General features: G+C 68.3%; 31 protein-coding genes. 15 read left to right on the top strand and 16 right to left on the bottom strand.

Features of this window, described 5'->3' with window-relative positions:
- Positions 1–49: 49 nt before the first annotated feature.
- Entirely contained in the window at positions 50–313 is a 264-nt protein-coding gene (locus FJM51_RS19390) for a hypothetical protein (RefSeq protein WP_140455788.1), read from the bottom strand.
- Complete coding sequence (locus FJM51_RS19385) at positions 306–548, bottom strand: type II toxin-antitoxin system Phd/YefM family antitoxin (protein WP_140455787.1); 243 nt, start codon at positions 546–548, stop codon at positions 306–308. Before FJM51_RS19385 ends, FJM51_RS19390 begins: the two co-directional genes overlap by 8 nt.
- Before the next feature lie 122 nt (positions 549–670).
- On the opposite strand from FJM51_RS19385, the gene FJM51_RS19380 reads away from it, so the two are divergent.
- A complete protein-coding gene (locus FJM51_RS19380) occupies positions 671–1,303 on the top strand; it encodes a tyrosine-type recombinase/integrase (RefSeq protein ID WP_140455786.1) in 633 nt (210 codons plus the stop codon).
- 258 nt (positions 1,304–1,561) lie between these two features.
- Positions 1,562–4,273, top strand: a complete 2,712-nt coding sequence (locus FJM51_RS19375) for a P-loop NTPase fold protein (RefSeq protein WP_140455785.1) — start codon at positions 1,562–1,564, stop codon at positions 4,271–4,273.
- Between the two features lie 252 nt (positions 4,274–4,525).
- On the opposite strand, the gene FJM51_RS19370 is transcribed toward FJM51_RS19375, so the two are convergent.
- From FJM51_RS19370 to FJM51_RS19350, 5 genes are all read right to left on the bottom strand, one after another.
- Entirely contained in the window at positions 4,526–4,840 is a 315-nt protein-coding gene (locus FJM51_RS19370) for a type II toxin-antitoxin system RelE/ParE family toxin (RefSeq protein WP_140455784.1), read from the bottom strand.
- Positions 4,840–5,085 carry a type II toxin-antitoxin system ParD family antitoxin gene (locus FJM51_RS19365; RefSeq protein WP_140455783.1) on the bottom strand — a complete coding sequence of 82 codons (246 nt, stop codon included), beginning with the start codon at positions 5,083–5,085 and terminating at the stop codon, positions 4,840–4,842. The genes FJM51_RS19370 and FJM51_RS19365 overlap by 1 nt, the downstream gene beginning before the upstream one ends.
- Positions 5,086–5,227: 142 nt before the next feature.
- Positions 5,228–7,195, bottom strand: a complete 1,968-nt coding sequence (locus FJM51_RS19360; protein WP_140455782.1) for a type IV secretory system conjugative DNA transfer family protein — start codon at positions 7,193–7,195, stop codon at positions 5,228–5,230.
- The gene (locus FJM51_RS19355) at positions 7,195–8,913 is read right to left on the bottom strand and encodes a relaxase/mobilization nuclease domain-containing protein (RefSeq protein ID WP_140455781.1); all 1,719 of its coding nucleotides are present in this window, start codon (positions 8,911–8,913) and stop codon (positions 7,195–7,197) included. The genes FJM51_RS19360 and FJM51_RS19355 overlap by 1 nt, the downstream gene beginning before the upstream one ends.
- Positions 8,910–9,464 carry a DNA mobilization endonuclease VirD1/MobC family subunit gene (locus FJM51_RS19350; RefSeq protein WP_233713190.1) on the bottom strand — a complete coding sequence of 185 codons (555 nt, stop codon included), beginning with the start codon at positions 9,462–9,464 and terminating at the stop codon, positions 8,910–8,912. Before FJM51_RS19350 ends, FJM51_RS19355 begins: the two co-directional genes overlap by 4 nt.
- Before the next feature lie 537 nt (positions 9,465–10,001).
- On the opposite strand from FJM51_RS19350, the gene FJM51_RS19345 reads away from it, so the two are divergent.
- The 4 genes from FJM51_RS19345 (at position 10,002) to FJM51_RS26000 (ending at position 12,980) form a co-directional block, all read left to right on the top strand.
- On the top strand, positions 10,002–10,724 hold the full coding sequence (locus tag FJM51_RS19345) for a nucleotide-binding protein (RefSeq protein WP_181164641.1): 723 nt from the start codon (positions 10,002–10,004) through the stop codon (positions 10,722–10,724).
- Entirely contained in the window at positions 10,721–11,335 is a 615-nt protein-coding gene (locus FJM51_RS19340; RefSeq protein WP_140455779.1) for a hypothetical protein, read from the top strand. Before FJM51_RS19345 ends, FJM51_RS19340 begins: the two co-directional genes overlap by 4 nt.
- Positions 11,336–11,969: 634 nt before the next feature.
- Positions 11,970–12,395 (top strand): excisionase family DNA-binding protein, encoded by a 426-nt coding sequence (locus FJM51_RS19335; RefSeq protein WP_181164640.1) that lies wholly within the window; start codon positions 11,970–11,972, stop codon positions 12,393–12,395.
- A 255-nt stretch (positions 12,396–12,650) separates the two neighbouring features.
- Positions 12,651–12,980, top strand: a complete 330-nt coding sequence (locus FJM51_RS26000) for a VapC50 family PIN domain-containing toxin (protein WP_438502768.1) — start codon at positions 12,651–12,653, stop codon at positions 12,978–12,980.
- A 241-nt stretch (positions 12,981–13,221) separates the two neighbouring features.
- On the opposite strand, the gene FJM51_RS19325 is transcribed toward FJM51_RS26000, so the two are convergent.
- From FJM51_RS19325 to FJM51_RS19315, 3 genes are all read right to left on the bottom strand, one after another.
- Entirely contained in the window at positions 13,222–13,635 is a 414-nt protein-coding gene (locus FJM51_RS19325; RefSeq protein WP_140455777.1) for a hypothetical protein, read from the bottom strand.
- Between the two features lie 224 nt (positions 13,636–13,859).
- Entirely contained in the window at positions 13,860–14,081 is a 222-nt protein-coding gene (locus FJM51_RS19320; RefSeq protein ID WP_140455776.1) for a hypothetical protein, read from the bottom strand.
- 59 nt (positions 14,082–14,140) lie between these two features.
- Entirely contained in the window at positions 14,141–15,028 is an 888-nt protein-coding gene (locus FJM51_RS19315; protein WP_140455775.1) for an ArdC family protein, read from the bottom strand.
- 482 nt (positions 15,029–15,510) lie between these two features.
- Here FJM51_RS19315 and FJM51_RS19310 point away from each other — a divergent pair, with 482 nt between their 5' ends.
- Together FJM51_RS19310 and FJM51_RS19305 are read left to right on the top strand one after the other, a co-directional pair.
- Positions 15,511–15,759 (top strand): type II toxin-antitoxin system RelE family toxin, encoded by a 249-nt coding sequence (locus tag FJM51_RS19310; RefSeq protein ID WP_140455774.1) that lies wholly within the window; start codon positions 15,511–15,513, stop codon positions 15,757–15,759.
- Between the two features lie 27 nt (positions 15,760–15,786).
- The gene (locus FJM51_RS19305; RefSeq protein WP_140455791.1) at positions 15,787–16,107 is read left to right on the top strand and encodes a helix-turn-helix transcriptional regulator; all 321 of its coding nucleotides are present in this window, start codon (positions 15,787–15,789) and stop codon (positions 16,105–16,107) included.
- A 500-nt stretch (positions 16,108–16,607) separates the two neighbouring features.
- Here FJM51_RS19305 and FJM51_RS19300 read toward each other — a convergent pair whose 3' ends face one another.
- Together FJM51_RS19300 and FJM51_RS19295 are read right to left on the bottom strand one after the other, a co-directional pair.
- Positions 16,608–18,440 (bottom strand): ParB/RepB/Spo0J family partition protein, encoded by a 1,833-nt coding sequence (locus tag FJM51_RS19300; protein WP_140455773.1) that lies wholly within the window; start codon positions 18,438–18,440, stop codon positions 16,608–16,610.
- Positions 18,441–18,631: 191 nt separating this feature from the next.
- Positions 18,632–19,012, bottom strand: a complete 381-nt coding sequence (locus tag FJM51_RS19295) for a DUF3768 domain-containing protein (RefSeq protein ID WP_140455772.1) — start codon at positions 19,010–19,012, stop codon at positions 18,632–18,634.
- A 347-nt stretch (positions 19,013–19,359) separates the two neighbouring features.
- Here FJM51_RS19295 and FJM51_RS19290 point away from each other — a divergent pair, with 347 nt between their 5' ends.
- The 3 genes from FJM51_RS19290 (at position 19,360) to FJM51_RS19280 (ending at position 20,483) form a co-directional block, all read left to right on the top strand.
- Positions 19,360–19,521, top strand: a complete 162-nt coding sequence (locus FJM51_RS19290; RefSeq protein WP_233713189.1) for a hypothetical protein — start codon at positions 19,360–19,362, stop codon at positions 19,519–19,521.
- A 303-nt stretch (positions 19,522–19,824) separates the two neighbouring features.
- A complete protein-coding gene (locus tag FJM51_RS19285) occupies positions 19,825–20,079 on the top strand; it encodes a type II toxin-antitoxin system Phd/YefM family antitoxin (protein ID WP_140455771.1) in 255 nt (84 codons plus the stop codon).
- Complete coding sequence (locus FJM51_RS19280; RefSeq protein WP_140455770.1) at positions 20,079–20,483, top strand: type II toxin-antitoxin system VapC family toxin; 405 nt, start codon at positions 20,079–20,081, stop codon at positions 20,481–20,483. Before FJM51_RS19285 ends, FJM51_RS19280 begins: the two co-directional genes overlap by 1 nt.
- Before the next feature lie 217 nt (positions 20,484–20,700).
- On the opposite strand, the gene FJM51_RS23875 is transcribed toward FJM51_RS19280, so the two are convergent.
- Positions 20,701–20,862 (bottom strand): hypothetical protein, encoded by a 162-nt coding sequence (locus FJM51_RS23875; protein ID WP_181164639.1) that lies wholly within the window; start codon positions 20,860–20,862, stop codon positions 20,701–20,703.
- 98 nt (positions 20,863–20,960) lie between these two features.
- Between FJM51_RS23875 and FJM51_RS19275 the strand changes: the two genes are divergently transcribed.
- Genes FJM51_RS19275 through FJM51_RS19260 form a run of 4 tightly spaced genes read left to right on the top strand, consistent with a single transcriptional unit; the run spans position 20,961 to position 21,926 of the window.
- On the top strand, positions 20,961–21,170 hold the full coding sequence (locus FJM51_RS19275; protein ID WP_140455769.1) for a hypothetical protein: 210 nt from the start codon (positions 20,961–20,963) through the stop codon (positions 21,168–21,170).
- Positions 21,171–21,208: 38 nt separating this feature from the next.
- Positions 21,209–21,418: a hypothetical protein gene (locus FJM51_RS19270; protein WP_140455768.1), complete on the top strand. Its 210-nt coding sequence runs from the start codon at positions 21,209–21,211 to the stop codon at positions 21,416–21,418.
- Positions 21,415–21,624 (top strand): hypothetical protein, encoded by a 210-nt coding sequence (locus FJM51_RS19265; protein ID WP_140455767.1) that lies wholly within the window; start codon positions 21,415–21,417, stop codon positions 21,622–21,624. Before FJM51_RS19270 ends, FJM51_RS19265 begins: the two co-directional genes overlap by 4 nt.
- A complete protein-coding gene (locus tag FJM51_RS19260) occupies positions 21,621–21,926 on the top strand; it encodes a hypothetical protein (protein ID WP_140455766.1) in 306 nt (101 codons plus the stop codon). The genes FJM51_RS19265 and FJM51_RS19260 overlap by 4 nt, the downstream gene beginning before the upstream one ends.
- Positions 21,927–22,020: 94 nt before the next feature.
- On the opposite strand, the gene FJM51_RS19255 is transcribed toward FJM51_RS19260, so the two are convergent.
- The 3 genes from FJM51_RS19255 to FJM51_RS19245 all read right to left on the bottom strand — a co-directional run bounded on the left by FJM51_RS19255 (position 22,021) and on the right by FJM51_RS19245 (position 25,555).
- Positions 22,021–23,073, bottom strand: a complete 1,053-nt coding sequence (locus FJM51_RS19255) for a hypothetical protein (RefSeq protein WP_140455765.1) — start codon at positions 23,071–23,073, stop codon at positions 22,021–22,023.
- Between the two features lie 9 nt (positions 23,074–23,082).
- The gene (locus FJM51_RS19250; protein WP_140455764.1) at positions 23,083–24,180 is read right to left on the bottom strand and encodes a hypothetical protein; all 1,098 of its coding nucleotides are present in this window, start codon (positions 24,178–24,180) and stop codon (positions 23,083–23,085) included.
- A 181-nt stretch (positions 24,181–24,361) separates the two neighbouring features.
- A complete protein-coding gene (locus FJM51_RS19245) occupies positions 24,362–25,555 on the bottom strand; it encodes a phage exclusion protein Lit family protein (RefSeq protein WP_140455763.1) in 1,194 nt (397 codons plus the stop codon).
- Positions 25,556–25,560: the final 5 nt, after the last annotated feature.

Here is a 25,560-nt window from a genome sequence, read left to right as displayed (position 1 = left end):
ATCAGTCCAGGGCATCGGATCTCCGTCAGTCTTCGCAAACCGACGTGAATCACAACCCTATGATATCGCTCAACTCATTTCGGGTCCGGCTCTCAGTATCGGGCACGGGAATGGCGAACGGATTGTCCTGGGGCGGTTGCGAGGTGATCGGTACCATGAGCACCTCCAAATCGACGGCCGAATTGCGCGTGACCAAGGCCATGGCCACCGGGCGCGTCTTGCGTCCCTCCGTTTCGCCGCGGGAGGCTTCCCGGCTCCAGAGGAAGGGATAGCGCCACACGTCCCCGATCGCGGGACCCTTGGCGTCATTCATTGTCGATGCTGTCCTGAAGCTCGCCGATCAACTTCTCCGCCTCAGCGTCGGTGAGTTCCGAGACATGAAAGGATCGCCGGGTTTCGCCGCGATGGCGCAGACGGTCATATTGCTCGGTCGACAGCATGACGAACCGCGGCTTGCCATGGCGGGCGATGGTCACCGGGGCCTCCGCCGCGGCGGCCAGCACATCGCCGGTGCGGTTCGCTAACTCGGTCGAGGAAAACTGCTTCATGTGGGACCTCCTGCCTCTCCCCATATTAGCTATTTTGGGGATTATCGGCAAGCTGCCGATCGGTATGATCGTCTGTCGGCGTCGGGCCGGAGTCGGGTGGGTCGGAGGGCGGAGGTTGGATCATGCCCACGGATTTCCTGCCTGCCATTCGCCCTCAACGCGTCGCCTGGAACAAGGGGCGCGTCGTCGGCCAGAAGCGCCCGCTCCAGCCCAAGCACGTCTGGTCGATCCGCGTGCGCCTCGAGATGGCCGACACGCCACGCGACCTCGCGCTCTTTAACATGGCGATCGATAGCAAGCTGCGTGGCTGCGACCTCGTCCGGTTGAGGGTAAGAGACGTGTTCGCGGCGGGGCGCGTGCGGGAGCGCGCCTCGATCACCCAGCGCAAGACAGGTCAGCCGGTCCGGTTCGAGATCACCGAACCCACGCGACAATCGCTGGAGCACTGGATCGCGAATCCCGAGATGCGCGGCGCCGACTTCCTCTGGCCAAGCCGGTTCCACGGCAGTCCTCATCTCTCAACCCGGCAATACGCACGGATCCTGCGCGGCTGGGTCACTTCGATCGGGCTGGAACCGAGCGCCTACGGCACCCATTCGATGCGCCGAACCAAGGTCGCCCAGATCTACAAGAAGACCGGCAACCTGCGCGCCGTCCAGCTCCTCCTCGGGCACACTAAGATGGACAGCACCGTTCGATATCTCGGCGTCGACCTCGACGACGCCCTCACCATCTCCGAGGCCATCGATCTTTGACTAAGGCCGGGCCGGCTATCGCCGGCCCGGCGCAGAGCCGTCATTTAAGCGGACCAATGTCGTTGCGCCGCGATTTTCCATTTGCCGCCGTTCGGCGAAGCTACCAAGGGCGAATCGCTACCCGCCGTCGCGGACGTCGGAGAGCGCGGTAGACTCTCAACACTACGTTGCCGATCCAGGGCCGCGCTTCCTAAGGTCAATGACCAATACCCTGACCTCAACTATAATCCGCAACTGGACAAGCACGACGGGGGGGCGATGGCCACTACACAGAGCGCCACGGACGGCACGCGCGGCTACCTCGACGCCGTCAGTCCGCTGTTGGTCGATGAACTCAGCGGCCTGAGTCTTGCGCCGCTGACCGCCATCATTCTGCTTTGCGCTGCGAGGCAGACCATCGACCACCCCACGCCCGACGTTGTCGTTCCCGACCGTCTTGTGCGTCGACAACGTTCCACGGGCGACGATGACGACAGCAATGACAACGTGGCGGCAAGGCGTGGTCCGCAGCCGTCGGTAAGGGTGATGCCCCTCAACTTGGTCGTGGCCGCAATTTCAGTTGCTATCGAACGCGATGAGCCCGAGGCTTCGCCGCAGGAGTTGGCTGCGCTACGAGCCTGGGGTGAATTGGACAGTTCGAGCACACGAAAATTCCTCGCATTCCGCTTGGAGCACTTTCCAACCCCATGGCAAGGATACGAAGGGCTGAGTTCATTCGACCTCGTTGGCGTCGCCTTGAGCCCGGCGCTCAAGGATGGACTTCTGAATGCGGCAGCGGTGCGTACTCCAGTCGAGGCTGTCACGCTGATCGAGACGTTGCTCAAGAATAATGCCGGGGGCGCAGCCGAAACCCTTCGCGAGTACGGGTTCGGAGGCTTCGTTGCGCAGCATGTGATCGGTAGCCGGCGCAGAGTCTACATGGCGCGAAAGGCCCATGAGGATGAGCTCAGGCTCGACGTTCGGGAGCATGCGCGTGTCATTGCGCGCATCTTGCGATCCGCGCATGGAGAGTTCACGCTCGCCCTCTTCGGCCCGTGGGGATCGGGAAAGACCACGCTCACCGATCAGCTCGGACCGATGATCGATCCCGATCTTCCCGGCCAGAATGGCTACCGGCGCGTCTGGCCGCTCGCCCGCTGGCCACGGTATGCTGTCGTCAAGCACAACGCATGGAAATACAGAGCTTCGCCTGAGGCTTGGATCTTTCTCCATAGCAGCCTGGTCAGTCGTGCAAGCCAGGACAAAGGCGTTCTGGCACGGGTCGCTCTGGCGCTGCGTGCGTCGGCCGCCAAGTCGGGCTACTGGCCGATCGTTCTCGCGCTTCTCGCGATATGCCTCGCGGCACTGCCACTCGGACTGATGCTGCGAGCCGCGATTCTGGTCGGCTCCCTCGTCGGGTTCGCTTTCCTGCTACATTTCGCGAGCGTCGCAATCAGCGTTGCCCCCAAGGTGCGCGAACTCTTCGCGCGACATATGCGGCTCGCCGGGCACCAGGAGAAGCTCGGAATGCTCGCCCTGATCGGTGACGACGTGCGCGCGCTGCTGGTTGCCTGGACATCAGGGCGGATCAGCGAACCCAAGGATAGCAGGGCGCCGGACCCGGATCCTGCGGCGGCCGATCCTTCCCCCTCGCTCGCTCAGCCGATTTCTGTCGTACTGCTCGCAGCCTTGATTTCGGCGGGCTTCCTTTTTGAGGGGATGCACCCGAGCAAGGACTTGGGAGGACCCGGTTTCTGGGGCAGCTACCTCGCCCCGTTCTTCGCGGAGGTGTCACGGTTCTTCGCGGAGGTGTCACAGCGGGTCGGTGGCCGTCTTCCCGAAGCCGTATCCGCCTCCAATCCGAGCGGGCTCGGAACGGACAGAAGTGGCCCAGCCGAGACGAATTGGCTTGCCAACTGGCTTATCTGGGGCTGCTGGACGATCTCAGCACTGGCGATCCTAATTGGTCCACGGCTCATGTCGCAAGGTCGGCCAGACAGGGTGCTGCTTGTCATCGACGATATCGACCGGTGTGCTCCCGACGAGATGCTCGGCGTGATTGAGGGCACCCGCCTCCTGCTGGACGATCCGGTCATCAGTGCGCGCCTCCAAGTTCTCATGCTCGTCGACGAGGACAAGCTCGACCATGCGATCGCGGAACGCTTCAAGGAGTGGATCGCTAAGCGGACGGACGCGGGGACTGCGGGTTTCCCGGATGCCCCCGAGATGGCGAGGAAGCACCCGGCGACACGCTTCCGAGATGAACTCGTTCGAGAACAAAAAGATAAGCTCTTTGCCTGTCATATCCGGGTGCCGGGACTGAGCCGTGACGACATCGAGAACCTTGCGATTGCGCTGGCCGGACGCGAGAATGAGGGGTTGCGGGATCTCGAACGCCGGGCAGCGGACCGCCGTGAAAAGAACGCTGCCTCCATTGCTCTTGACTGCGAGGAGGCCCTTGCAGGGGAGGGGAAGCTGCCCGAGCCCCTTCTCGATGAGGCGACGATTCGCAGCGGCCGCCCAAAGTTCAAGGGCCTCGGCGGCGACAGATCGCCTGAGGCCAATGGCCGAAGGCATGCGGAGGCGATCCGCCGCAGCTCCCAAGCCAATGAAAACCTCGACCGAGCGCGGGCACTGGCGGAAAGGCTTGCGCCACCGCCTGAGGCGGCCAATGTCCGTTTTGATTCCGATCGTTCCTATCTCGAAGCGGAGACCGCTCCAGTTCGCTTCACCGATCGGGAGGTCGAGAGCCTCGGAATGGCGGCACCAGAGTACTTCAGGGAGCTTGGACATACCGCGTCGCCCCGTGCGATCCGGGCCCTCATCTTCAAGATACAGCTGTTCCGGCTGCTTCTCGAAGAGCGGGATATCTCGCGTCCAATCTCCATCGATTCCACGCTCGAGGTGTTCCGCGCCGTCCAGCTTTCGAATCCCGACGAAACGCCCGGGATCGACCGCCGCATCGCCTCGGTCGCGCGACAAGTGGTGTGAGCGCCGGGGCATCTTTTAGGAGCCGGTTGATTCTGGATTGGCACCTTCGGGTTGATCGGAAGGATTTGGGACTTTGCGTGGGGATAAGGTTGGGCGGCGCCGGTCGGAGGTCAATGGCATGTCGTTCCACACGTCCAGAAACGACCATTCGGTGCCGCGGCTGCGGAGAACGACTGCTTCTCGCCCTTGTGGCCGATCCAGCTGCGGCGCAGCGGACGACTGCTCTCCGCCCTCACGCGACCTCCGCCCGCATTAGTCAGGAGGCGGCTGCCCGAACATTGATTCGATATCCCGATGTCCTTCCAACACGTTCACGATCTCCAGCGCCTCGTCGCGATACCTGAAGAAGATCACATAGCTCCCGTAGGCCGAGCTTCGGATGTCGGGGAGCAGTTCGGGCCGCGCCCGGCCCATCGTGCCCGGAAGCGACGCCAGTTTCTCGCAGTGCGCCTGGAGCCGGTCGACGAAGGCGCCTCCGACGGCAAGGCTGCCGCTTTCCCGGATGATGTAGTCCAGGATCGCGAGCGGATCCCGCTGGGCGGCGGCGAGATAGACCAGTCGCGGCACTAGAATCCTTCGCCCGACAGCGCCTTCGCCCTCGCCTCGAGCTGAGCTCGCACCGTGTCCGACTCCGCCTCGCCGCCCTCGGCGATGGAGGCTTCCAGCGTCCGGCGCAGCGCGGCCAGCTTCGCCTCGCGCTCTTCGACCAGCCGTAGTCCTTCGCGCACGACCTCGCTCGCCGAGCCGTAACGCCCGTCCTTCACGACACCCTCCACGAAGCCCTCCCAACGCGGGCCAATCGATACGTTCATGTGTGACCTCCTGTCCGGCTCACTCTACGCTGACAGCACAGATTGCGCAATTTTTGTTATCGATGGCGCGGCGGCCGTCGGCATCCGCCGCCGCGGCCGACCGTATCGGGGCGACAGCCGAAGCCGGCGCCCCGCCCCTGCGTCATTCCTCCGGCGAATGGTTTGACCGCAGGTTCGCGCGCGCCTGGCTGATCAGGCTCGCCATCTCCGAGGCGATGCCGCGCTGATCGGACACGAGCCTGTCGAGCTTACGATGCGTCGCGGCCTCCCCGGTCTCGGCGTCGCCCCCCTCCGCCGACGGCACCTCCGGCGATGTGGCGCCGGCGGGCGTGGGCGGGGACGGTGGTACCGGGGTCGGGATCACCGAGGCCGCAGTGGGAGGCGGCTCCCGGCCGGCATCCGGCACCTCGTCGACGGCCAGTGCCTCGCCGGGTAGCGGCGTCGCCTCCATCTCCGGCGGCTCGTTCATCGCCTCGCTCTGCTGCCCAGCGAAGAGCGCCTTCAGCGCGCGATCCTCGTAGTATCTGACCTTGTGGAGCCGGACCGGGTTCTGGTCGCGGATGAGCGCGACCGCGGTTTCCGGGCCGAGCAGCCGGATCTGCTCCGGTCGGATCAGCCGGGCGCCCTCGTTGCGCTCCTGGATCGTCGCCGCGTCCCAGCCGCGCTGGCGCCAGGATTTGACCCGGGCGCGGCGGGTCGCGTCGCCGATCGCCTCGGAGATGTAGCGCGGCGTGTCCATGTCGGTCGGCGCCATGAAGAGCTGCAGCTCGCAGTTGCCCATGAAGTTTGCCGCGCCCTCGGCGCCATACGTCTCCTTGAGGTTGGCGAGCGACTGGACGATCAGCATCAGATGCGCGCCCGAGGAGCGCACCGTGGTGATCGCCCGGCTCATCTCCTCCATCTTGCCCAGCGAGGCGAACTCGTCGAGCAGGAAGAGCACGTCGAACTTGTCGTTCTCGCCCCGTTCGGTCTCCTGCAGCGCGGTGAACATCTGCTGGAACATGAGCCGGATGAGCGGCGAGAGCACGCCGAGATCCTTCTGGCTCACGCAGATGAACACCGATCCCGGATCGGAGCGGAAGCTCGTGATCTCGAAATCACTCGCGGCGGTCGCGTCGCGCACGTCCGGATCGGCCCAGAGCCGGAGCCCGCCGTCGAACATCACCGACATGTAGCTGCCGAGCACCTTTTCGGGCTGGCTCGCGAAGCGGTTGAAGACCGAGCGCGCCTCGCCGGATTTCGTGGCGGCGGCGAGAGCCGCGAGCAGATCCGTCGCCGCGCCGGCCTGGGTCAGGAGATCGTAGACGGCGGCGATGGTGGGCGTGCCGCGCTCGCGCGCGACCACGGCGGTCGCGGCGAAGATCTCGCGCGCGCCGTCGACCCAGGACTCGGTGCCCTTGCCCTTGGCCTCGATCAGGCTGCCCGCGAGGCGGAGCGCCTCGGCGAAGCGCCGCCGCTCCGGCGCCGCCGCGACTTCGTCGAACGGGTTGTAGCGATGCGAGCGGCGGTCCTTCGCGTAGGGCGCGAACCTGAACACCCGGTCGCCGAGTTGGCGCCGGCGCCGCGCGGTCTTGGCGTAGTTCTCGCCCTTGATGTCGAGGCCGACGATCGAGCCGAGATAGGTGAGCAGCGTCGGGATCACGACGCCGACGCCCTTGCCCGCGCCGGTCGGAGCCGCGATCAGCGAATGGACGATCCGCTCCGAGCTCAGATACGCCGCGAGCGATCGCGGACGCCCGAGCTTGCCCCAGACCGGTCCCCGGATCTCGCGGGCCCGGCGGGCGAGGAGTTCGGCGCGGCGCAGCTCGCGCGGCTCGGCCCAGCGGGCGGTGCCGTGGCTGGTGAGCTCCTCGCGCCAGAGCAGCGCCACGCCGGCGAGCGCCGAGGCGGCGGCGGTGCCGAGCCCAACGAGCGCGCCGGACTTGAACGGCCAGTCACCGAGCGCCGCCAGATCCGGCAGCAGCGCCGGGAATGTCCCGAGGCCGATCTCGCCGAGATCCCCGCCGAGGCGCCAGGTGACGAAGGCGCCGGCGGCGAAGAGGCCCGGCAGCGCGCCGACCATCAGCCCGAGCGCCGAGCCGAGCAGGACATCCTCCTTGCGCCGCCCCATCACCGGCTCCTCTCGTCGTCGTCGCGCGCGCGGACCGGCCGCGCCGGCGGCTCGGTGGACGCCTCGCGCGAGGGCGTGGGTGGTTCGATGTTTCTCGCGTTGTCACCCCGCGTCGGGGCGCGATCTTCGCGGCGCTGGCTCGGACTGGTCGCGGCGTCTCGGACCGCCTCCTGCCGATCGCGCGACAGTTCGCCGGCAGGATCGCGCCCGCGTATCTCCGCCTCGCGATAGATTGCGCGGGCCTCGGCGTGGAACGCGAGGAGCTGGTCGTTGGTGACCTCGGGACGCTCGTAAGGCTTGTCGAGCGCGTCGCGCCGGAGCTGGCGTTCGATGATTTCCTGGGTGCGGTAGTCCTGGCCGAGACCGAGCGAGACCCGCTCGGCGCCATGGCGCGCGACGCTCGCCGCCGGATCGAGATCGAAGCGCTCGGCGAGCCGGGCGAGCCGCGCGTCGGCCTCGGCGCGGGCCGCCACCGCCGCCGGATCGCCCGGATCGGGCACAAAGCCGCGATAGTCCGGATGCGCGGCCTCGGCGCCATAGCGCTGCAACGGCGTGTTCTCGCGCAGGAGCGGCGCCGCCTCGGCCTTCAGCTCGGCGATGCGCCGGATGAATCCGCTCCGCGTCGCGGCGTCGAGGATCTCCCCGACCGTCTGGTCGAGCCGCGCGAAATTCTCCCGCGCCTCGTCCTGCTTCGCTTCGATGGTTCGCGTCATCGCGAGGGCCTCCTTCGTCGTCAGATCAGCCAGGGCGTCGCGCTCGGACGTCAGCGCCCGCCCCTCGAGTATCGTCGCCGCCGCCGCTTCGAGCTGGCGCGCGCGATCCGTGTCATCCTTCCCGAGGATCGCCGCCGCGCCCTGGTAGGCGCGCGCGTAGCCGAGGATCGCCGCCGCCGTGCTGATCGCCGAGGCGGCGCTGTGCTCCGGCGCGACCGGATCGCGCCCCTCGGCCCGCGCCCGGCGGTATTCGCCGTCCGGCACCGGGCGCGCGTGCACGCCGCGCGCGAGCCGCGCGGTGCCGGTGAGCGCGATGCCCTCGCGCGCCGCGACCTCGACCTGGACCTCGCGCAGCCGGTCGAAGCTGATCGCGCCCCAGGACGAGATCCTGAGCCAGGTGCCCTCGTCGAGGCCGCGCCGGCCGACGACGACGTGGATATGCGGATAGGCGGTGTCGGTGTGGAAGGCGGTGTAGTAGTCCCAGCGATCGCCGTAAGCGCCGCTGTCGAAGAGCTCCGCCGCCCAGGCCCGGCCGGCGCGCTCGGCCGCCTCGGGATCGGTGCCGCGCGGAAAGCTCACCACGAAATGCGAGGTCCGGTCCGGGCCGCCGCGATCGGCCTCCGGCATGCCCCAGTCGGCGGCGATCCGGCTCGCCTCCCCGGCCGTGATCTCGACGCCGAAGCCGCTCTCGGACGCGCGCAACGCCACCGCGCCGCTTCGGCCGAGATAGTTCATCTGCGCGCCGAGCCCGCGCGCGTTGCGCGCCCCGCCGGTGCCGATCAGCTTCACCATCGCCTGCGGGCTCGGCGAAAGCACGCCGGCGATCGCCGCCCGTCGCCGCCGCCCGGAGAGACCGGCACCGCCCTGACCCTCGCGCGCGGCGGCGCCGCGTCCGAGGCGCAGCCGCGCCCAGTCCTCGCCCATCACCGCGTCGACCGGCGAGAGGTGGGGTGGCGCCGCCGCGCCCCGGCGCAGCAGCTCGGGAACCGAAGCGACGGCGGTCATGTCGGGTCGTCCTCGGCGGCGTCCATCGCCGCGGCGGCGCGCAGCCGGGCGAGGCCATCCTCGCGGCGCGCGCCGAGATCGAGCATGCGCTGGAGCAAGCCGCGCACCTCGATGAGCACGCGACCGAGCTCGGCGCGCTCGGCCAGGAAGGCGCGATAGTCCGGATCGTGGGTCCGGTTCGCCGCGTGGGCGATCTGGTTCACGTTGGTGGCGACGCCGGCGATCTGGCGATTGAGCGCGCGCAGCTCGGCGACGACGCCCGCGTCGGTCTCGAGAAAGCCGCCGATCCGGCGCGCCGCGATCCGGAGCGCGCGGTTGCGCCTGATCCCGAGCACCGCGATCTGCGCGTCGAGCTCCGCGAGCTCGGCCTCGGTGACGCGCACCGACAGCAGCTTGTCGGCGCGCGGCGCCTTCCGCGCCTGCTCGGGATCGCGCCATCGGCCCCGGATCCGGCGGCGGTTCCGCCAGGCGGGCGCCGTCTCGTCGGGCTCGGGCGCGGCGGCGGGATGGTCGGTTGGGGGAGGCACGTCGGTGGGCGGATCGATGGGCACGGCGGCGATGTTCTACAAAGTCAATTATCCTGCCTCGCACCCTACCCCAACCGAATCCCACTCTTCAAGCGATTATCTTCGCTCCAGCCAAAGCCACGCGGGCTGCGTGGCGATGCGGCGACCGAGCGTCGTAGTCACGCGATGAATCAGTCATTTAGCCCTGTGACCGCGCGGGGCGAGGGTCACAGGGCTCCGCGTTCGCGTGGCGGCGTAGTACTATCGCGTTGCGTGCACGGAGCGATGAAGCGGTGCGTCGCCGAAGCACCGGCGTGGAGCGGTGTCGCGGCGAAGGTGCCCCGTCGCGGACGGGTCCCGAGGCGCTCGGGCGGCGTCGCCAATGCGTGCCGGAGTGGCGACGTCCCGGGGCGCCGGAGCACCGCCGCCATACGGTGGTAGCGCAGCGGCGCATCGGGGGATCGTCGCGCTGCTGCTAAGTGGCGCTGTCTCGCTGTCGCCGCGTGGTTTTGTAGCCGCGCGGTCTTGTCGTCCCGCGAGCAGATGGTACAACCGGGGCGAAGACCAAGCCTGGAGTGCCCGATGAAACTGATCTCCTTCGTCTCGTTCAAAGGCGGTGCCGGAAAGACCACCGCGCTGATGGCGATCGCCTCGATGCTGCTCGCCAAGGGCCACCGGGTCGCGCTCTTCGAGGCGGACGAGAACGCGCCGCTCGCGCGCTGGAAGGAGAATGCCGAGGCGATCGGGACCTGGAGCGATCGCTGCCTGCTGTCGACCTGCGACGCGCCGGAATTGGTCGCGCGCGCGCACGCCGCCGCGAAGGCGGCGGGCTGCGCCTTCGCGCTCGCCGACACCGCCGGCGGCGGTTCGGACCTGAACACCCTGCTGCTCTCGAATTCGGAGCTCGTGGTGATCCCGACCGCGCTCACCGTGCTCGATCTCGACGAGGCGCTCACCACGATGGAATTCGTCACCGAGACGCTCGCGCGCGGCATCGGGCGACCGATCCCGGCGCGGCTGCTGTTCACCCGCTTTCCGCAAAGCCGGCTCAAATCGACCGAGCAGGCGAACCTCGAGGCGGTGCGCCCCCTGCCCCGGTTCGAGAAGCACCTGACCGAGCGCGCCGCCTTCGCCGATCTCAAGATCACCGGGCCGCTCGCGAGCTATCACCAGATCCTGGCGGCCTCGCCAGCGAAGCGGCTGCTCGCGAACCACCTGATGGCCGCGATCGGCGAGGCGCGCGAGGTGACCGAGGAGCTGCTCGATCTGGTCGGAGGCGCCATGCCAATGGCAGCGCGCGCGTGAGCGGCCTGATCCAGCCGCCGAGCTACGCCAGCCTCCGCGCCCAGCTCAACAAGTCCCGCGCGAAGGCCGGATTGCCGGACCAGCCGACGGCGCCCGAAGGCACGGAGCTGGGGGCCGAGGCGATCCCATCGGAGGCAGCGGGGCCCGCGCCGGCGCTGCCCGGCGAGCTGCCCGCCGCGTCGCCTTCCCCGTCGCCTCCGCCGGAGCCGGCGGCGCCGCTCGAGGCGGCCCCGCGGAAGCCTGCGCGGCGCGTGGCGGACGGCGCGACGGGCGGCCGCAAGGTCTACAAGTTCCGGGTACCGGTGCCGGTCGCGGCACCCGGGAGCGAGTTCGCGAAGCTGATCGACGCCTATGGCGAGGCCGATGCCATGGGCATGATCCTGAGCTCCGCGCTCGACGCCTGGATCGGCGGCTATGGCGCCGGCGCCATCGTGCTCGACCAGCCCGCCTATCCCGTCACCGGCCGCGCCTTCGGCACGACCCGGCGCTTTCCCGACGCGCTCGTCGCCGATGTCCGGCGCCGGATCGATCCCTACGATCGCCGCGCCGACGGCTTCATCGCGCAGCGCATCGCCGTCAGCGCGCTCTCGGCCTGGCTCGCGAAGGGCTGAGCCCACCAGCCCCGCCGTTCCCGAAGTGTCGGCCCACTGCCCGCCCCGGCGCCTGTGACGCCGAGCGCGGCGGGGACGGCGAGACGGGGCGTGCTCGGTCGGAACGATCGGCGCCAGCTGTTGAACGCCGCTGGCCTTGCACCGATCCCCCGCGGGGGCGAGGCGCGCTCCGATATCGGTGGTCTCCGCGCGCCTCGCCCCCGCTCGCGCCGCGCCTGGGCCCTGTCCGGCGGGACGGCGGCCATCGGCCGGCAACCGCCCGCGCCCGCGCGGCGGCGCGGGTGAGGAGACTGAAGAAACAGGCGCCGGGACGATGGTGAGCGGGCCAGCGGCCCGTCGATCCGTCGTCCCGTCCGTGGATTGGCGCGATCGCCGGATCGGCGATCTCCGGTTCGCGTGTCGGTCTCGGGCGGACGCGCGCGGCTACGCGGCGGCGGTCCAGTCGCCAGTCCGCTTGCCTACCCTGGAACCGTGGGTGGGGCGCTTGGCTGACCTGTTGCGTTTATTTCGATTGCTGACACCCTATATGCATCGGTAGTACAGGAGGAGTGGGTGGGGGTTCCCACCCACGGGCCCGCCCGCGAAAAGGAAACATGCGATGCTCGCACTCATGGATCAGACGCACGAACCGTTCGTGGCCGACGAAGCCGAGGCCGTCGTCGCCCGCGCCGCCGCCGATCGCCTGCGCGCGGTCGCGAAAGCCAACCAGAATGTCGAGATCTCGATCGACAACGAGGATGCGAGGATCGTCGTGCCGCTGCCGGCGGCGGCGGTCGCGATGTTCCACGCCGTCCTCGAGGCCATGGCGCGGCGAACGCCGATTTCGATCATTCCGTACGACGCCGAGCTTTCGACCCAGCAGTCGGCCGATTTCCTGAACATCTCGCGCCCCTATCTCGTCCGAAAGCTTGAGGCCGGCGACCTGCCGTTCCGGAAGGTCGGCACGCATCGGCGCATCCGGTTTTCCGACCTTGTCGCCTATGAGCGCCGCCGCGCGGTGGAGCAGGAAACGGCGCTCGCGAATCTGCACGACGAAGCGAGGCGCCTCGGACTGGAATGATCTCCACCTTCACCGCGTTCTTCGACGCGAATGTCTTCTACGGCGCGCGGCTCAGGAGCCTCGTGCTCTAACCTCGCCCAGACCAAGCTCTTTCGAGCGCGTTGGAGCGACCTCGTTCATGACGAGTGGATCGAGAACCTGCTGGCGAACCGACCCGACCTCGCTAGGGAGCAGCTGGCGCGCACGCGCTCGCTGATGAACGCCGCCGTTCCGGATTGCCTGGTCGAAGGTTTTGAGGCTCTTGTCGGCGGGATCGTGCTTCCCGATGAAGACGACCGGCATGTCGTCGCAGCCGCGATCATGACGCGGGCCAACGTGATCGTCACGTTCAACGAGGCGGACTTCCCGAGGGAAGCGCTCGAGGTGTTTCGTCTCCATACGAGACATCCCGACGACTTCCTGATGGACCTGTTCAGCCTCGCCCCCCGGGAGTTCACCGCCGCCGTCATCGCGGACTTCACGCACTACCGCGCGCCCCCGCTGAGCTTCTCGGACTACCTCGCCGCGCTGGCGAAGGCGGGCGTGCCGAACCTCGCGAAGAACCTCGAAGGGATCGCCGTGCTGGTTCCTCGCAGCGAGGGCTGATGCACTCGCGGGAAGCACTCCCGCTCGCGCCGCGCCACACCCCCGGACCGGCGGGAAGGCGGCCATCGGCCGGCAACCGCCCGCGCCCGCGCGGCAGCGCGGGCAAACACAACAAGAAAGGCTCCGGGACGACGGTGAGCGGGCCAGAGGCCCGCCGATCCGTCGTCCCGTCCGTGGATTGGCGCGATCGCCGGAACGGCGATCTCCGGATCGCGCGTCGGTCCCGGGCGAAAAGGCGCTGCTACGCGGCGGCGGCGGTCCAGTCGGCGGCGTTGATCATCTGCTGGATCCGCTGGCTGGCCTGCTGCGCGTCGGGCGTCAGCTCGCCGAGCAGGATCGCGCCGCGCGGCGCGAGCGAATGCCCGGCATGGACCCGCGCGAGCCAGGGGCGAAGCCGGGCGGCGATTTCCGCGACCTTGCGCGGATCGCCGACCACCGGCGCGCCCTGCCCGCGCACCTGGCGCCAGACGAAATCGCGAAAGAAACGGACCGACTCGGGATAGTCGAGCGCGTTGCGTCGCCGCTCTCGCGCCGAGATCCGGCAGGAGCCGTCCGCCTCGAGCAGCAGCGCCAGTTCCGGCACCCTGCCCGCGCCGCCGAGCGGCCGCGCCGGATCGCAATCGACGGTGATGCTGAGGGAGAGTTCGCGGGACATCGCGGGGGCCTTTCATCCGGAGCCGCGCGGACGTGGCCGCGCGGAGACGTGCGTGGGGTTTTTCACCACTTGGGGTTGAAGCTGATGATTTCGCGGTGCTCCCGCATTGGCGAGTCCGCGTCAACCGTCAATCTACTCGGCAAGCGATATTCCCCGCCGCGCTCCGGAGTGTCTCGTTGCCCGGCGCGCGGCGAAAGGCCGCCGCCGCGCGGAGCGTGCGCGGATCAGTCGTCGATGATCAGGCCACCGGGGAGCAGCACGACGCCATCTCGACGCAAGGCCTCGATCTGCTCGGGCGCGAGGCCGATCCGGCCGGCGTCGCCGCCGTCGATCACGATCTCCCGCTCCCGGCGCCACGGGCCGAGGCGCGCGGGCAGCGCCGCCGCGCCGCGCCCGGTCGCGAGCGCGTAAGAACCCGCCTCGCTCCTGAACACATGCGCGCGCATCTTGTCTCCTCCTCCGGGCGGCGGCGATATACCCGCCGCCGCCCGGGATGAAAACCGCCTCAGGCAACCGCGCGTTCCGCCGCGCGGCTGGCGAGATCGCGCAGGTAGTCCACCGCCTTCTGCGCCTCGGCGGCGGCGCGGAAGATCGCGCGTTTGTCGTCGCGCAAGGCCTTCAGCCAGCTCTCGACATAGGCCGCGCTCTGCCCGAAATCCGGCGTCAGCCCGAGTTCGGCGCAGAGCATCACGTTGCCGAGCTCGGCGATGAGCTCCTCGAACGCGTAGGCGCTCCGGTCGGCGAACTTCGCGAGGCGGTCGAGGCGGTTCGCAGCGCCGCTCCAGTGGACTGCCTCGTGCGCCAACGTCGCATAATAGCCGGCCATCGAATGGAAGGTGCGGATCGGCGGCATGTGGATCCGATCGCTCCTCGGATCATAGTAGGCGCGCGGGTCCGGTGTCGAGACGATCACCGCGCCGGTGGCGGCGAAGAAGGCTTCGAGTTCGGGATCGGCCTCGGTGCCGAGATCGCGCGGCGGCTCGGCGCTTCGGTAGTAGTCCTCCGGCAGGCCGTCGATCTGCTCGGCGTTGAAGACGGCGTAGAGCCTGGTGAACGGGATCGCGCGCGCGTCATCGTCGGGTGTCTCGCCCGGCTTTTCGAAGGTGCCGAACTTGACCACGCTCGCGGATTTCTCGCCCTTGCGCACCTGCCCGCCAAGCGCCTGGGCCTGGCGGTAGGTGAACCAGAAGCGCGAGGCGTAGCCTTTCTCATGCGCCTCGAGCCAGAGCAGGATCACGTTGATGCCCCGGTATGCCTCGCCACAGGCGCGGGTGGGAAAGCCGGCGCCGACCGCGTCGCCGGTCCAGGGCTTGCGCCAGGGCGGGGTTCCCGCCTCGATCGCCGCGATGATGCGATCCGTGACCGCCTGCTGAACGTCGATCCTGCCCGCCATGTCTCCAATCCTCTCGATGCTGGGCGGCCGGGGTCCCTGCCCCGCTTCCGCCGATGGGCGGCGCCTCCCCGGTCTGCTTCCCGAGAAATGCGTCCATGCATTTCCCGGGAGCGGAACGGGGCGGGCGCGGCCCGTCCCGTGGCCGGGCGGGCGCGGGTCAGACCTGGGCGGAGGCGCCCCTGGCGCGGCCCGCAGGCCAGAGGCCGAGGACACGGGGGGCGGCGGAGCCGACGGCCAGCGGCCGGCGCTCGCCGGTTGACGCGCGTTCGCCCGGATGCTCGGGCGGATCAGAGATGGAAACGGTGTCGGAAGCGGGGTGAGCGGGCCGAAGGCCCGTCGATCCCGCGCCCGTCATTTGGGATGGCGCGATCGCCGGCACGGCGATCTCCGGATGGACCTGCTGGCTCGGCACGCGCGAGCTGCGCGGGCGCCTGATCGCGCCGGCCATTGACCACCTGTTAGTCAATAGCTAACATATGTGCATGAAGCCGATCACCTACCGCCCCGCCGCGCGGAAGGCGCTTCGCCGGATGCCGCGCACCACGGCGGAGCGGATCATGGGCAAGATCGAGGCCTATGCCACCGACCCGGTGGCGCAGGCGAACACTGTGAAGGCGCTTCAGGGGCGTGACGGTATCCGGCTTCGGGTTGGCGACTGGCGCGTGATCATGCGGGACGGCGAGGTTCTCGAGGTTCTCGATGTGGGTCCACGCGGCGGCATCTACGACTGAAACGCAGGGAGGCGGACTTTGAACGAAATGGTGACCATTCCCCGCGCCGAGTACGAGCGCCTGCTCGAGGCGGCGGAGGATCTGGCCGATGTGAAGGCCTTCGACCGCGCGATCGCGGATGGCGGCGAAGGCATGCCGCACGCGGTTCTCGCACGCGTCATCGCCGGCGAAAGCCCCGTCATGGTCCTGCGCGAATGGCGCGGCCTGTCCGCCGCGGAACTCGCGCGGCGCGCCGGTCTGCACCGGGTCCAGATCCACGATATCGAAAGCGGCAAGCGCAATGGCTCGGTAGCGACGATGAAGCGCATCGCGCAAGCGCTCGACGTCCCGCTGGATGACGTGGTCTGAGCCGGACCGCCCCACGCGAGCCTCGGGACGTCCCCGCGAGGCACCCGCCTCGATCACGGTGATGATGCGCTCCGGGACCTCCCGCCGAACGTCGATCCTGTCCGCCACGCCGCCGCTCCTTCCGATGCCGGGCCGCCGGGACTCCTGACCCGCTTTCGCCTGTCGGCGCCGCCTTCCATTGGCGAGGCGGCGTGGCTCAACCGGGAAAAGGCTCCTCGCCTGGCTCATAGGCGGCAGGTCAAGGGCACGGGGAGCCGGAAACGACGGCCAGCGGCCGGCGTTCCACCGAGCGCGCGCGAATGCGCGGGCGACAGGAAACGGAAAAAGGTGCCGGGAGCGGGGTGAGCGGGCCGAAGGCCCGTCGATCCCCGCTCCCGTCCTTCGCATGGCGCGATCGCCAATCAGGCGATCTCCGGATCGCGGTTCTGGAAGCCGGTGCGCCGCGCGGGCTTCCGTGGAGCGGAGGCGTGGCCAGCGGGGAGGTCCCGCTGGCCATCTTGTCAGAACGCTTCCGGCGGCAGCCAGGCAGCGACGCGCGCTTCCTGCTCCCCGCCGAGCCCGAGGGCGGCGCGCGTCTCCGGATCGGCGAAGAGGCTCTCGAGCCGCGCGGCCTTCTCGCCCTTGCGCAGTTTCGCGAAGGCGGTCGCGGCCGGCGCCTCGGGTGCGAGGTCCAGCAACTCGCGCCAGAGCGCGTCGAGATAGGCGCCGCTCACCCGGCCGAGGAAGTTCTCGGCGGTCGGCGTCCAGACCGCGCGGATGTCGGTCCCGGCCTCGGCGTCGATCAACGCGCCGAGCTTTTCATCCGAGACGGCAAGCAGCCCGGCGAGGTGGCGGAGGAGTTCGGCGCGGGTGTGCTCCGCGCCGGTCTCGCGAAAGGCGCGGAACGCCTCGGCGCGGTCGAAGTCCCACGGGTTTTCCGGCGCCGGCGCGGCTTCGGTCAGCCGCGCGTCGAGCGCGAAGCCGGTCGCGGTGCCGGGCTGGTTCGGCACGATGTCGCGGCGGAGCCCGAATGCCTGCGCGGCACCGATCCGGCCGGAGAGTTCGAAGGCGAGCAGGTCGAGGATCAGATCGGGATCGCGCAGCGCCGCCTGCTGGCGCGCGCCGCGCGCGCCCCGGGCGAGATCCTCGGCGAGCGCGGCCGAGAGCGGCGACTTCGACTTCGTCCGAGCGTCGTCGGCGTGGCGCGACGGCGCGAGCAGACCGGCCGCCTCGGCCTCGGCGCGATCCTCCGCGCGCACCAGCCCGGCCTCGGTCCGCAGCGCGCCGTCGTGCCCGACGTAGACGACGATCCCCGCCAGCGCCACCTGCTCGGCGGTGAAGCCGCCATCGAGCAGCGCCCCCAGCCAGTCGAGCTCGGCCGCCTCGTCGGCGTCGAGATCCTCGGCCTCGGCGCGCTCGGCCAGCGCGGCGTAGCGCTCGGTCTGTTCGGGCGACAGTTCCCCCGGCACCGGATAGAGCCGCGCCGCGCCGAGCGCGCGGGACTCCTCGTAGGGCAGGTACGGCTCCTCGAAGGTCCGGACCCATTTCCAGCCCTCGGCGGCGCGGCGCGCCTCCGCCGCCTCGGTGAGCTTCTCCGCGAAACAGGCGTCGAGGATTTCCGGGTCGTCGCAATAGACCTCGCCCTCGAAAAGGTCGCGGGTGATCCGGCCGCCCGCCTGCTGATAAGCCTCGAGCCCGACGAAGCGCGCGCGGCGATCGGTGTCGCGGATCGCGGCCGGCTTCAGGAGGCGGCGCAGGCGCTGCGCGTCGAAGCCCCGACCCCGCGCCTGTTCCAGCACGCCGAGCGCATGATCGAGATCGTCGCAGAGCGTGAAACAGGCGGCGGCGCCGAGGCTGATCTCGTCGGCGCGCAGCGCCGCGAGCACCGGCGCGGGCAGTCCGGCGAGCTTCAGCCGCCGTCGGACATGCGCGTCGGTGACGCCGAAGGCGATGGCGATTTCCGCCGCGACGACGCCGCGCCCGGCCAGCGCCGCGTATTCGCGGATCTCGTCGGCGGGATGGAGTGCGACGCGCAGATGGTTCTCCGACGCGGCCCAGAGCCGCGCGGTCGCGAGATCGGGCGCGATCCTCACCGGCACCGCGGCGAAGCGCGGGTCGTCGCCGAGCCGTTCGAGCGCGCGCAGCCGCCGCCCGCCGGCGACGATGCCGATCCGGCCGTCGTCGTCCTGGATCCCGGCGAGGTTCTGGATCAGCCCGAGCGCGCGGATGTTCTCGGCGAGCGTGACGATGCCCGCTTCGTCGATCTCGCTGCGCGGATTGAACGGGTGGACGTAGAGCCGCGCGACGGGGACGGTTGCGAGGATCGCGGCGGTGGGGTTCTGGTCGAGTGCCATGCTGGCCTCCGTTGAGACATGAGAATTCGGATAAGGGGTTGGTGGGGCGTGGGGGGCATCGCCCCCCTGCCCTTCCGGTTCAGACGAGCCCGTGCCGGATCAGGAAGCGGCGGCCGATGCCGAAGGCATCGCCCCGGCCGATCAGCGCCCAGGCCTCGCACCGGCGCGCGGCGAGCCAGTCGGCGGCCATATCAGTATTCCTCCGGCAGGAGCAGCGTCAGCACGCGCCGGGTCCGCTCCGGATCCTCCGGCGCCTCCGAGCCGAAGGTGTAGTCGGCGTCGTAGAGATCGATCTTGAAGTAGACCCGGACGGTCTCACCGCCCTGCCCCACCGCGACGATGCCGAAGTCGCGCTGGCCCCACGGGTCGTTGTCCGCGCTGAACGCGTCGAAGTTCCGGACGGCGACGATCAGCCGAAGCAGCGCGAGTGGTCCGAGGTCTGCGACACCGGGCGTCATCACGATCCGGCCCGGCACCGAGGCATCCGCGCCCCAGCTTGTCCGGAAGCGATCGTTCTGTTCGGCGATCAGGCGGGCCTGTTCGTCGCCGCGTTCGATCTCGAGGATGGTCATGCTGGCTCTCCTTGCTTCCCGGTCGGTCACTGCCAGACTCGGGGCGGGTTTCAGGCGAGGACCGCGACGCGGCCCTCTCCTGAAAGCCTGCCTCCCGGCGAGGGCCGGAGGGGGTCCCATGCAAGAGGCGGGGCGCGGTGGGGCATCTCCCGGCCTGCACGGAGCCGAAGGCGGAGGAAGGTTGGGGAGACCGCGCCGCGCCTCTTGCATGGGGGAACCGGCGGTTCCCGATCGCAAGCCCGGCGCATCGCGGCGAGCGCGCAGGCCGAAGGCCGGAGAGCGGCTATCCATGAAAGACGAAGTCCGTTTACCCTCAGGCTGCGAAGGCTCTGGCCGAAGTCGGTCTCATGCTATCGGACGCGGTCCGCATCCTCCTCGCTCGGGTGGCCCGGGAAGGCGGCCTCCCCGCCGGGGCTCGCGGCGGACCCGCGCCAAGGTCCGCGAGGCGTTCGAGGACGATCGCTCGCCAGCTTCCCACACCGACGTCCTGGCCGAGATGCGCGAACTGACCGAGCGGAGAAGCGGCGCCTGAGCCCGAATGGTGGCAGACTTGGGCCGTGCTCCGCCGGGCGAGCGAGGTCGGCGATCCGCCGCTCGGGGAAGCCTCTTCCCTCCGGCGATGGAGCGATTTGGACGATGACTGGCGCGTCGCGCGTCCCGAGTGATGGCGATTGTCGCGAACCCCCGGCTCCACCCGAGCCAGACGGTCTGTCGCGGCAAGCTCAGCCGGACAGGAGACCGACACAGACCGCTTGAAGCCATTAGCAACATGGCTTACAGTCTAGCCTGTCTAGACAGAGAGGGGGTACACGATGGATTGGCCACTTCAGGATGCAAAGAACCAGTTCTCGAAGGTCGTTCGACGCGCGCGCGAAGAAGGACCTCAGGTGGTGACTTTGCGCGGAGTTCCAGCCGTCGTCGTGCTGTCCGCCGAGGAATACACCGCGTTGCGCGCTGGAACTCCCAACATGATCGATGCCCTGCTGAGCGGGCCGACCTGGGACGACGATCTCGTCGACGATGTCCAGCGCCGCGACAAGTCGCCTAGCCGGGCACCGGCGCTCTGATGTTTCTGGTGGATACGAACATCGTCTCGGAAGCGCGGCGAGGGACCGCGGAAGCGGTATCCTGGCTGCGCCAAGCCGATCCGTCGGCGATCTACCTGAGCGTGTTGACCATTGGCGAGATCATGCGCGGTATCGAACTTCGGCGCCGGCGGGATCCGCGCGCGGCCGCCCATCTCGCGCAGTGGCTTGCCAGCCTGCGCCGCGATTTCTCCGACCGCGTCCTCTCTGTCACGCCCGCGGTCGCCGTGGAGTGGGGCAGGATCGCAGCCATCCGGCCCCGAGGCGACATCGACGGGCTGATCGCGGCCACGGCGATCGTGCATGATCTCATTGTTGTCACCCGCAACGTCAAGGATTTCGACGATACGGGAGCGATTGTCCTGGACCCTTGGGCGAGCGCCTGACAGGCCGCCGCGGACCGGCATGCGAGGGTAAGGAAGTGCTGTGTCGTGCTGGTGGTCGAAAAAGCTGACCACCCCTTTGTCGGGGCGGCGCGGAGGGGTCCGCGCCGGCGCCGATCAACCATTATTTCAGGAACATGAAGCTGCCCTGGTTCATGGCTTCCTCCCCGGCGCCTCCCGGGAGCGCGGAGAAGGACCCCGAGCCGCCAAGCCCCGGTGATCAGACGAGGGGCGCGGTGTCCTTGCCCCAGATGCCCGCCAGGAACGAGGCGTAATGCGCGAACCAGCCGATGATCGCGTCGCTGGCGCGAACCTGCTTGGCCGGCTTCCGGGAGTCGAACTCACGATTGCGCGGGACTTCGTGATAAGTATCGGCGATCATTTTTATAACCTTTCCGGTGTCATTCTCCGCCAGCAACTTACGTATCTGGCATGCCAGAGAGAAGACACAGCTTTGCAACCTCGCCATGCATCTGCCGCATGGCGCCAACGATCTGGGGGCAGGCCAAGGCGGCGAGGCTGCTCAGTTGCACGGTCGGCTCGCTCGACCAGGACCGGGGTCGGGCTCGCAGGACGGGCAAGTCGCCACGCGTGCCCTTCGTGATGGAGGACGACAAACCGCGGTACCGCAAGGCCGACCTGCTGCGCCTGATGGCCGAGCGCGCGTCATCAGACGGCCCGCGCGGCTGACGCGAACACTGCGCGACTGGATCGTCGAGATCGAGACGATGCCGGAGGGGGAAGGGATGCGGGTCGAGATCGAGAATGGCGCGCGGCACTGGAAGGTCTACGCCGCGCTCGGGACCGAACGCCGGCTGATCACCAACCTGCCGGCGGGGAGCCGGGTGGGGCCCGCCTGCCCGAGCCGGAACGCAATGAACTACCGCGCTCAGCTCCGGCGCGGCCTCGTCGCGCCGCGGGCGGAGGCGGGCCGATGAGCATGTGGGCGATCCTCGGCCGGCCGCCCGGCTCTGCCGCGCGCCGGTTCGGGATCCGTTCGGACGAGCCGGAGCCGATCCCGATCAACGGGGCGCCGGCCCGCGCCGCGCTCGAGCCGATAGACGAGGCCCCCGCGGGGCGCGGGCTCGTCCTGCCGCCGCGGTTCGCCGAGGACGCGCCGCATTCAGTGGCGTGCCGGCTATGACCGTGGTCCACCCGTCGCTCGCCCGGGCGCGCGACGCGGTCTTCCGCGCGCGGCTGCTCGGCGAGGCCGACACGCTGCACGCCCGGCTCTTCCCGGAGGCCCGGCTCTTCACCATTGTCGCGGCCGCCGGCGACGGTTTCGCGCTGGCGCTTGGCGGCATCGGCGACCCGGAGCCCTGGGATCGCTGGATCTACCCGAGCCTGCGCGCGGCGCTGCTCACCTGGCTGGCCTGGAACCCCGGCGACGGCCGCGAGCCGGCGGGATGGGACGAACACCCCCGAACCCGAAGGAGAGCGCGATGACGGACGAGAGATGGATCGTTCGCCGCGACGAGCCCGAGGGTCCGCTCGCCATCCAGGACCTGCGCCCCAAACCGAGCTTGACCAGGACCGATATTCAAGAATTGGAGCCACCGATCAACCCAGGGCGCTTCCACGGCCCGGTTTGAATTTGAGCGGGCTCACCGTCGTGTCCGTGACGCAGGCGAGCGCGGCGCGTCCGGCTCACGAGGTCCTTGTGCGCACGCAAGAGCGTGAGATACTGAGCAACAATTGCGTTGTCTTCAACGCCCGTGAAGACGTCCAGCAATGCCCCGGGAGCGAACAGCCCGTCACCGTCGTCGCCATGGATCCGCTGGTCAATGCCCAGAGACCGCGCATAATATTCGATCCCGTCGATTACGGGTTGAATGCCGGTATCCATGAAACGACTCGCATGATGCCTCAAGCCCGAAACATCTCCGCCAAGTAGCCCCTTGGGATCAACGCCGATACGCTCCAGATACGCTCCGAAGAGCGACGTGAACACGTTCAGGGACCGCACCTGCCAGGAGGGATGGAACGGCCCATCGCCAAGGCCTTGCCCATCCGCGAAAAAACAACAGATGGTAGTCATGACTGTATAGTAACAGTATTGCAGGTCATCGCCGGGGGCGTCGCCATGCTCCGCGTCATTCTGCGGAATCTGTGACATCAGGTGAAAGAGACGGCGTACGGCGAATGCGTCGGCCTCAAGCTCAGCCACATGAGCGAGGGGATGGCGGACGTCCTCCGGTTTCACCGGCGCGGCGCGCACGCCGGTCATGCGAGCTTCGCAGAGCCCCACATCGCTCAGCCACCTCATTTTACGGTAGAATTCGATATGCCCGAGGAACCAATGGGAGATTTCGTGCCAAGCCAGCCAATTCAGGCGCCATTCGAAGAATGCGTTCACGCTTTCGTCATCGAGATCAAGATCGGCGGAAAGATTCTCGAGACATTTCTGAGTGATCGTCACATCCACACGGATACTTCCCGCCGTCTCTGTGGAATTACAAGCCGCAGCCATCCCCCAGAAGTCTGCGAACTGATACCCGATTGACAGCTGCGCCCGGTCAAGCTGCGGCTGCGCGTCGAGGAACATGTCCGTGGCAGACATCAGGTACAGTTCAGCCAGATGGGTTCGCAACATTGCGATGCCTCACGTTCCCAGCGGGTGGCGCGTCAACTGCAACTGGAACGCCGCGAGACGCGGCTGGAGGGCAGCAAGCTCCCGCTGCCCCGCCGACGCGCCCTTTGTTGCCTCGCCGAGCAGACCGTTGATGAATCCGTCCATCAGCGCCGCCTCGTCAAAGCTGATCCGCCCCCGCCCGGTAGCGGGCAGCTCCGGATAGGCCTCGGCACAGGCCACGCCGAATTGCGCTGCCGTGAAACACGAGGGCACGATCCGGTCTGCCAGTGCCTCTCGCAGCCCGTCGTCGAGGCGCACCTTGACCAACCCGCGCCCGCCCCCTTCTGGCAGCAACGTCTTTTGCACCCATGCGTTCAGAATATTCAGCAGACGCGTTTCCGGCAGGGGATAGGCGTCCCGCCCCTCCCGCTCCATCTCCAACAGGTAGAAGACCGCCGCCCCCGCCGTAATGGCAATCTCGCCCAAAGTGTGGGTCATTCGCGCCGACAGGCGGTCCGGGTCCGCCTCCCGCCGAAGCTTCTCAGCGAAGACATCCCCGGCCAGCAGGAACTCGTAGGAAAACCCGAGGAGCATCTCGAAGGCCATGCTGTCGGCCTCCAGCTCGATCAACTTGAGCCAATCCGAAGGGATTTCTCCAGCCTCAACCTTCCGCGAATGGCCATCCGCGCCGGTTTCGTCGAGGCGAAGACCCGCTCCAGTGCGTTTTAGCAACCCCTTGGCGTCGCAATACTTCAGGTGACCGCACAGAATATGCGCGAACTCATGCAGTTGCACGAATAGAGCCGCGAAGTGCAGCAGCACGCGGTGCAACTCTTCAGTCTCCGCGGCCGAACCAAAAAGAACCGCCGCGAGGCCTGTATGGCTCGACAGGAAGCCGGACGTCTCCATGCTTGCAATGCAATGCTCAAGTACCGTCGCGCAGCCAAGGTGCGTGGAAATTTCAAATCGGGTCTCGTCCGCCATGACCACAGACGCATTGAACCGCTCAACGTTGGCGACCTCGAAGCCGATGGACAGCGACGGGGCGAGTACGGGGGTGAAGCCGGTTTCAAGATAGCGGGAGAGCGCTTCCATCATCTGCGCGGCGGAGGACAAGGGCTCAGTCATTCGTCGCAGTATCCGGTCCCGTACGCGCCCGCGCCTTGAACTCCTGGGAGAATTCACGCAGTGCGCTGTCCATCGCCTCGAGCCGTTCCAGGGCAATCATGCGCGCCGGCTCGCGAACCGCCCCACCGGCGCGCCGAGCGACAGAATACCTCTGCCCAGGCGAGTCATCGCCACCCCCGGATCACGCACCATCGCTGTCTGTCGGGATCGGCGCGATATCGCCTTGATGCGGGTGCCCCAAGGGCAGGACCGCGTAAGGGCCGAGAACCTCTTGCAAGGCATCGAACACATCTATGCATCGTTGCCGCTCACGGTTCGCGACTTTCCACGTCGCGTCGTCCAGCATCCCGGCAATGGCCGAGAACTCACTGTTCCGCCGGGCATAGCTCACGAGCCACCCAATCGCATCCAGCGCTCCGGCCTCCCAGATCCCACGCTCGTTCGGCTCGTCGATGTCGGACACCCGAAGCAGGAAGATCTGAAGCCTGGTCGCGGCGTGGGGATGGGTCCGCGCGGTAGAGGGGGCGTGATCCTCCGCTACACGAAAGAACAAGGGCAGCAACAGGACGGCGGCGGTCATGACAGCTACCCGGAATCGCAGGCCAAACCGCTTGACCAGATCGCTGCCGACCGGGTCGAGCCCGGACCGGCTCGCCTTGATCATTGATCCAAAACCAGCCCAGTCCGCATGAAACTCCATGGCCCGCAGGATCTCGAAACCATCTGGATTGTCCGGCGGCGCCGCATCCTCGTCCAGGGCTCCGAGCCCGAGCGCGTGGTCCGCGAACCGCGTATGACCCAGCGAGGCGTGAAAGAACTCATGCCTCCACACCAGCGTCTGCGCATCCAACCAGATCGCGTTCATTACCCGCATCCGCGCCTGATCGAAATCCTGGGTTTGCCGGAAAAACCGAGCGGTCTCCTCCTGACCGCCCCGAAACGCCTCGTCGCTAAAGCGAAAGCCGAAGCCCCGATGGGCGTCTGGCTCGGCGGCACAGGGCGAGCTACCGGGTATGTCCGCGGCCGCGGCGGCGCGCACGGCCAGTTCGGCAATGACGTAGACAAGCCCGCTGGACAGCCCGATCCAGTGCCGACCTTCGCGGAAGGCCGCGAACGCATTGGGGGCATAGCGGTCGTAGACGAAGCAGCGGTAGTCGAACCCGCAGGATTCCGCGAAATCGCGAGGCCAATAGCCGGCAGCTATCCGCATGGCATGGTCGGCCTGGCGGCGGAGCTCGCTGAGGTCATGCGCGAGTTCGACAGCATGTCCGCGCTCTGGAAAAAGCCGGAGAAAGGTCACCGCATCGTCGTCTGTTCGATAGCGAGCCCGGAACGTCTCGTTGTCTTGCTGTGAATGCATATCGGTTCCCGACATGGGAT

Origin of the sequence: Amaricoccus solimangrovi, assembly GCF_006385685.1 — a bacterium.
In the GTDB taxonomy this organism is placed as follows: domain Bacteria; phylum Pseudomonadota; class Alphaproteobacteria; order Rhodobacterales; family Rhodobacteraceae; genus Amaricoccus; species Amaricoccus solimangrovi.
Note: the sequence above shows the minus strand (reverse complement) of the source record. Positions and strands in the feature narration are given on the sequence as shown.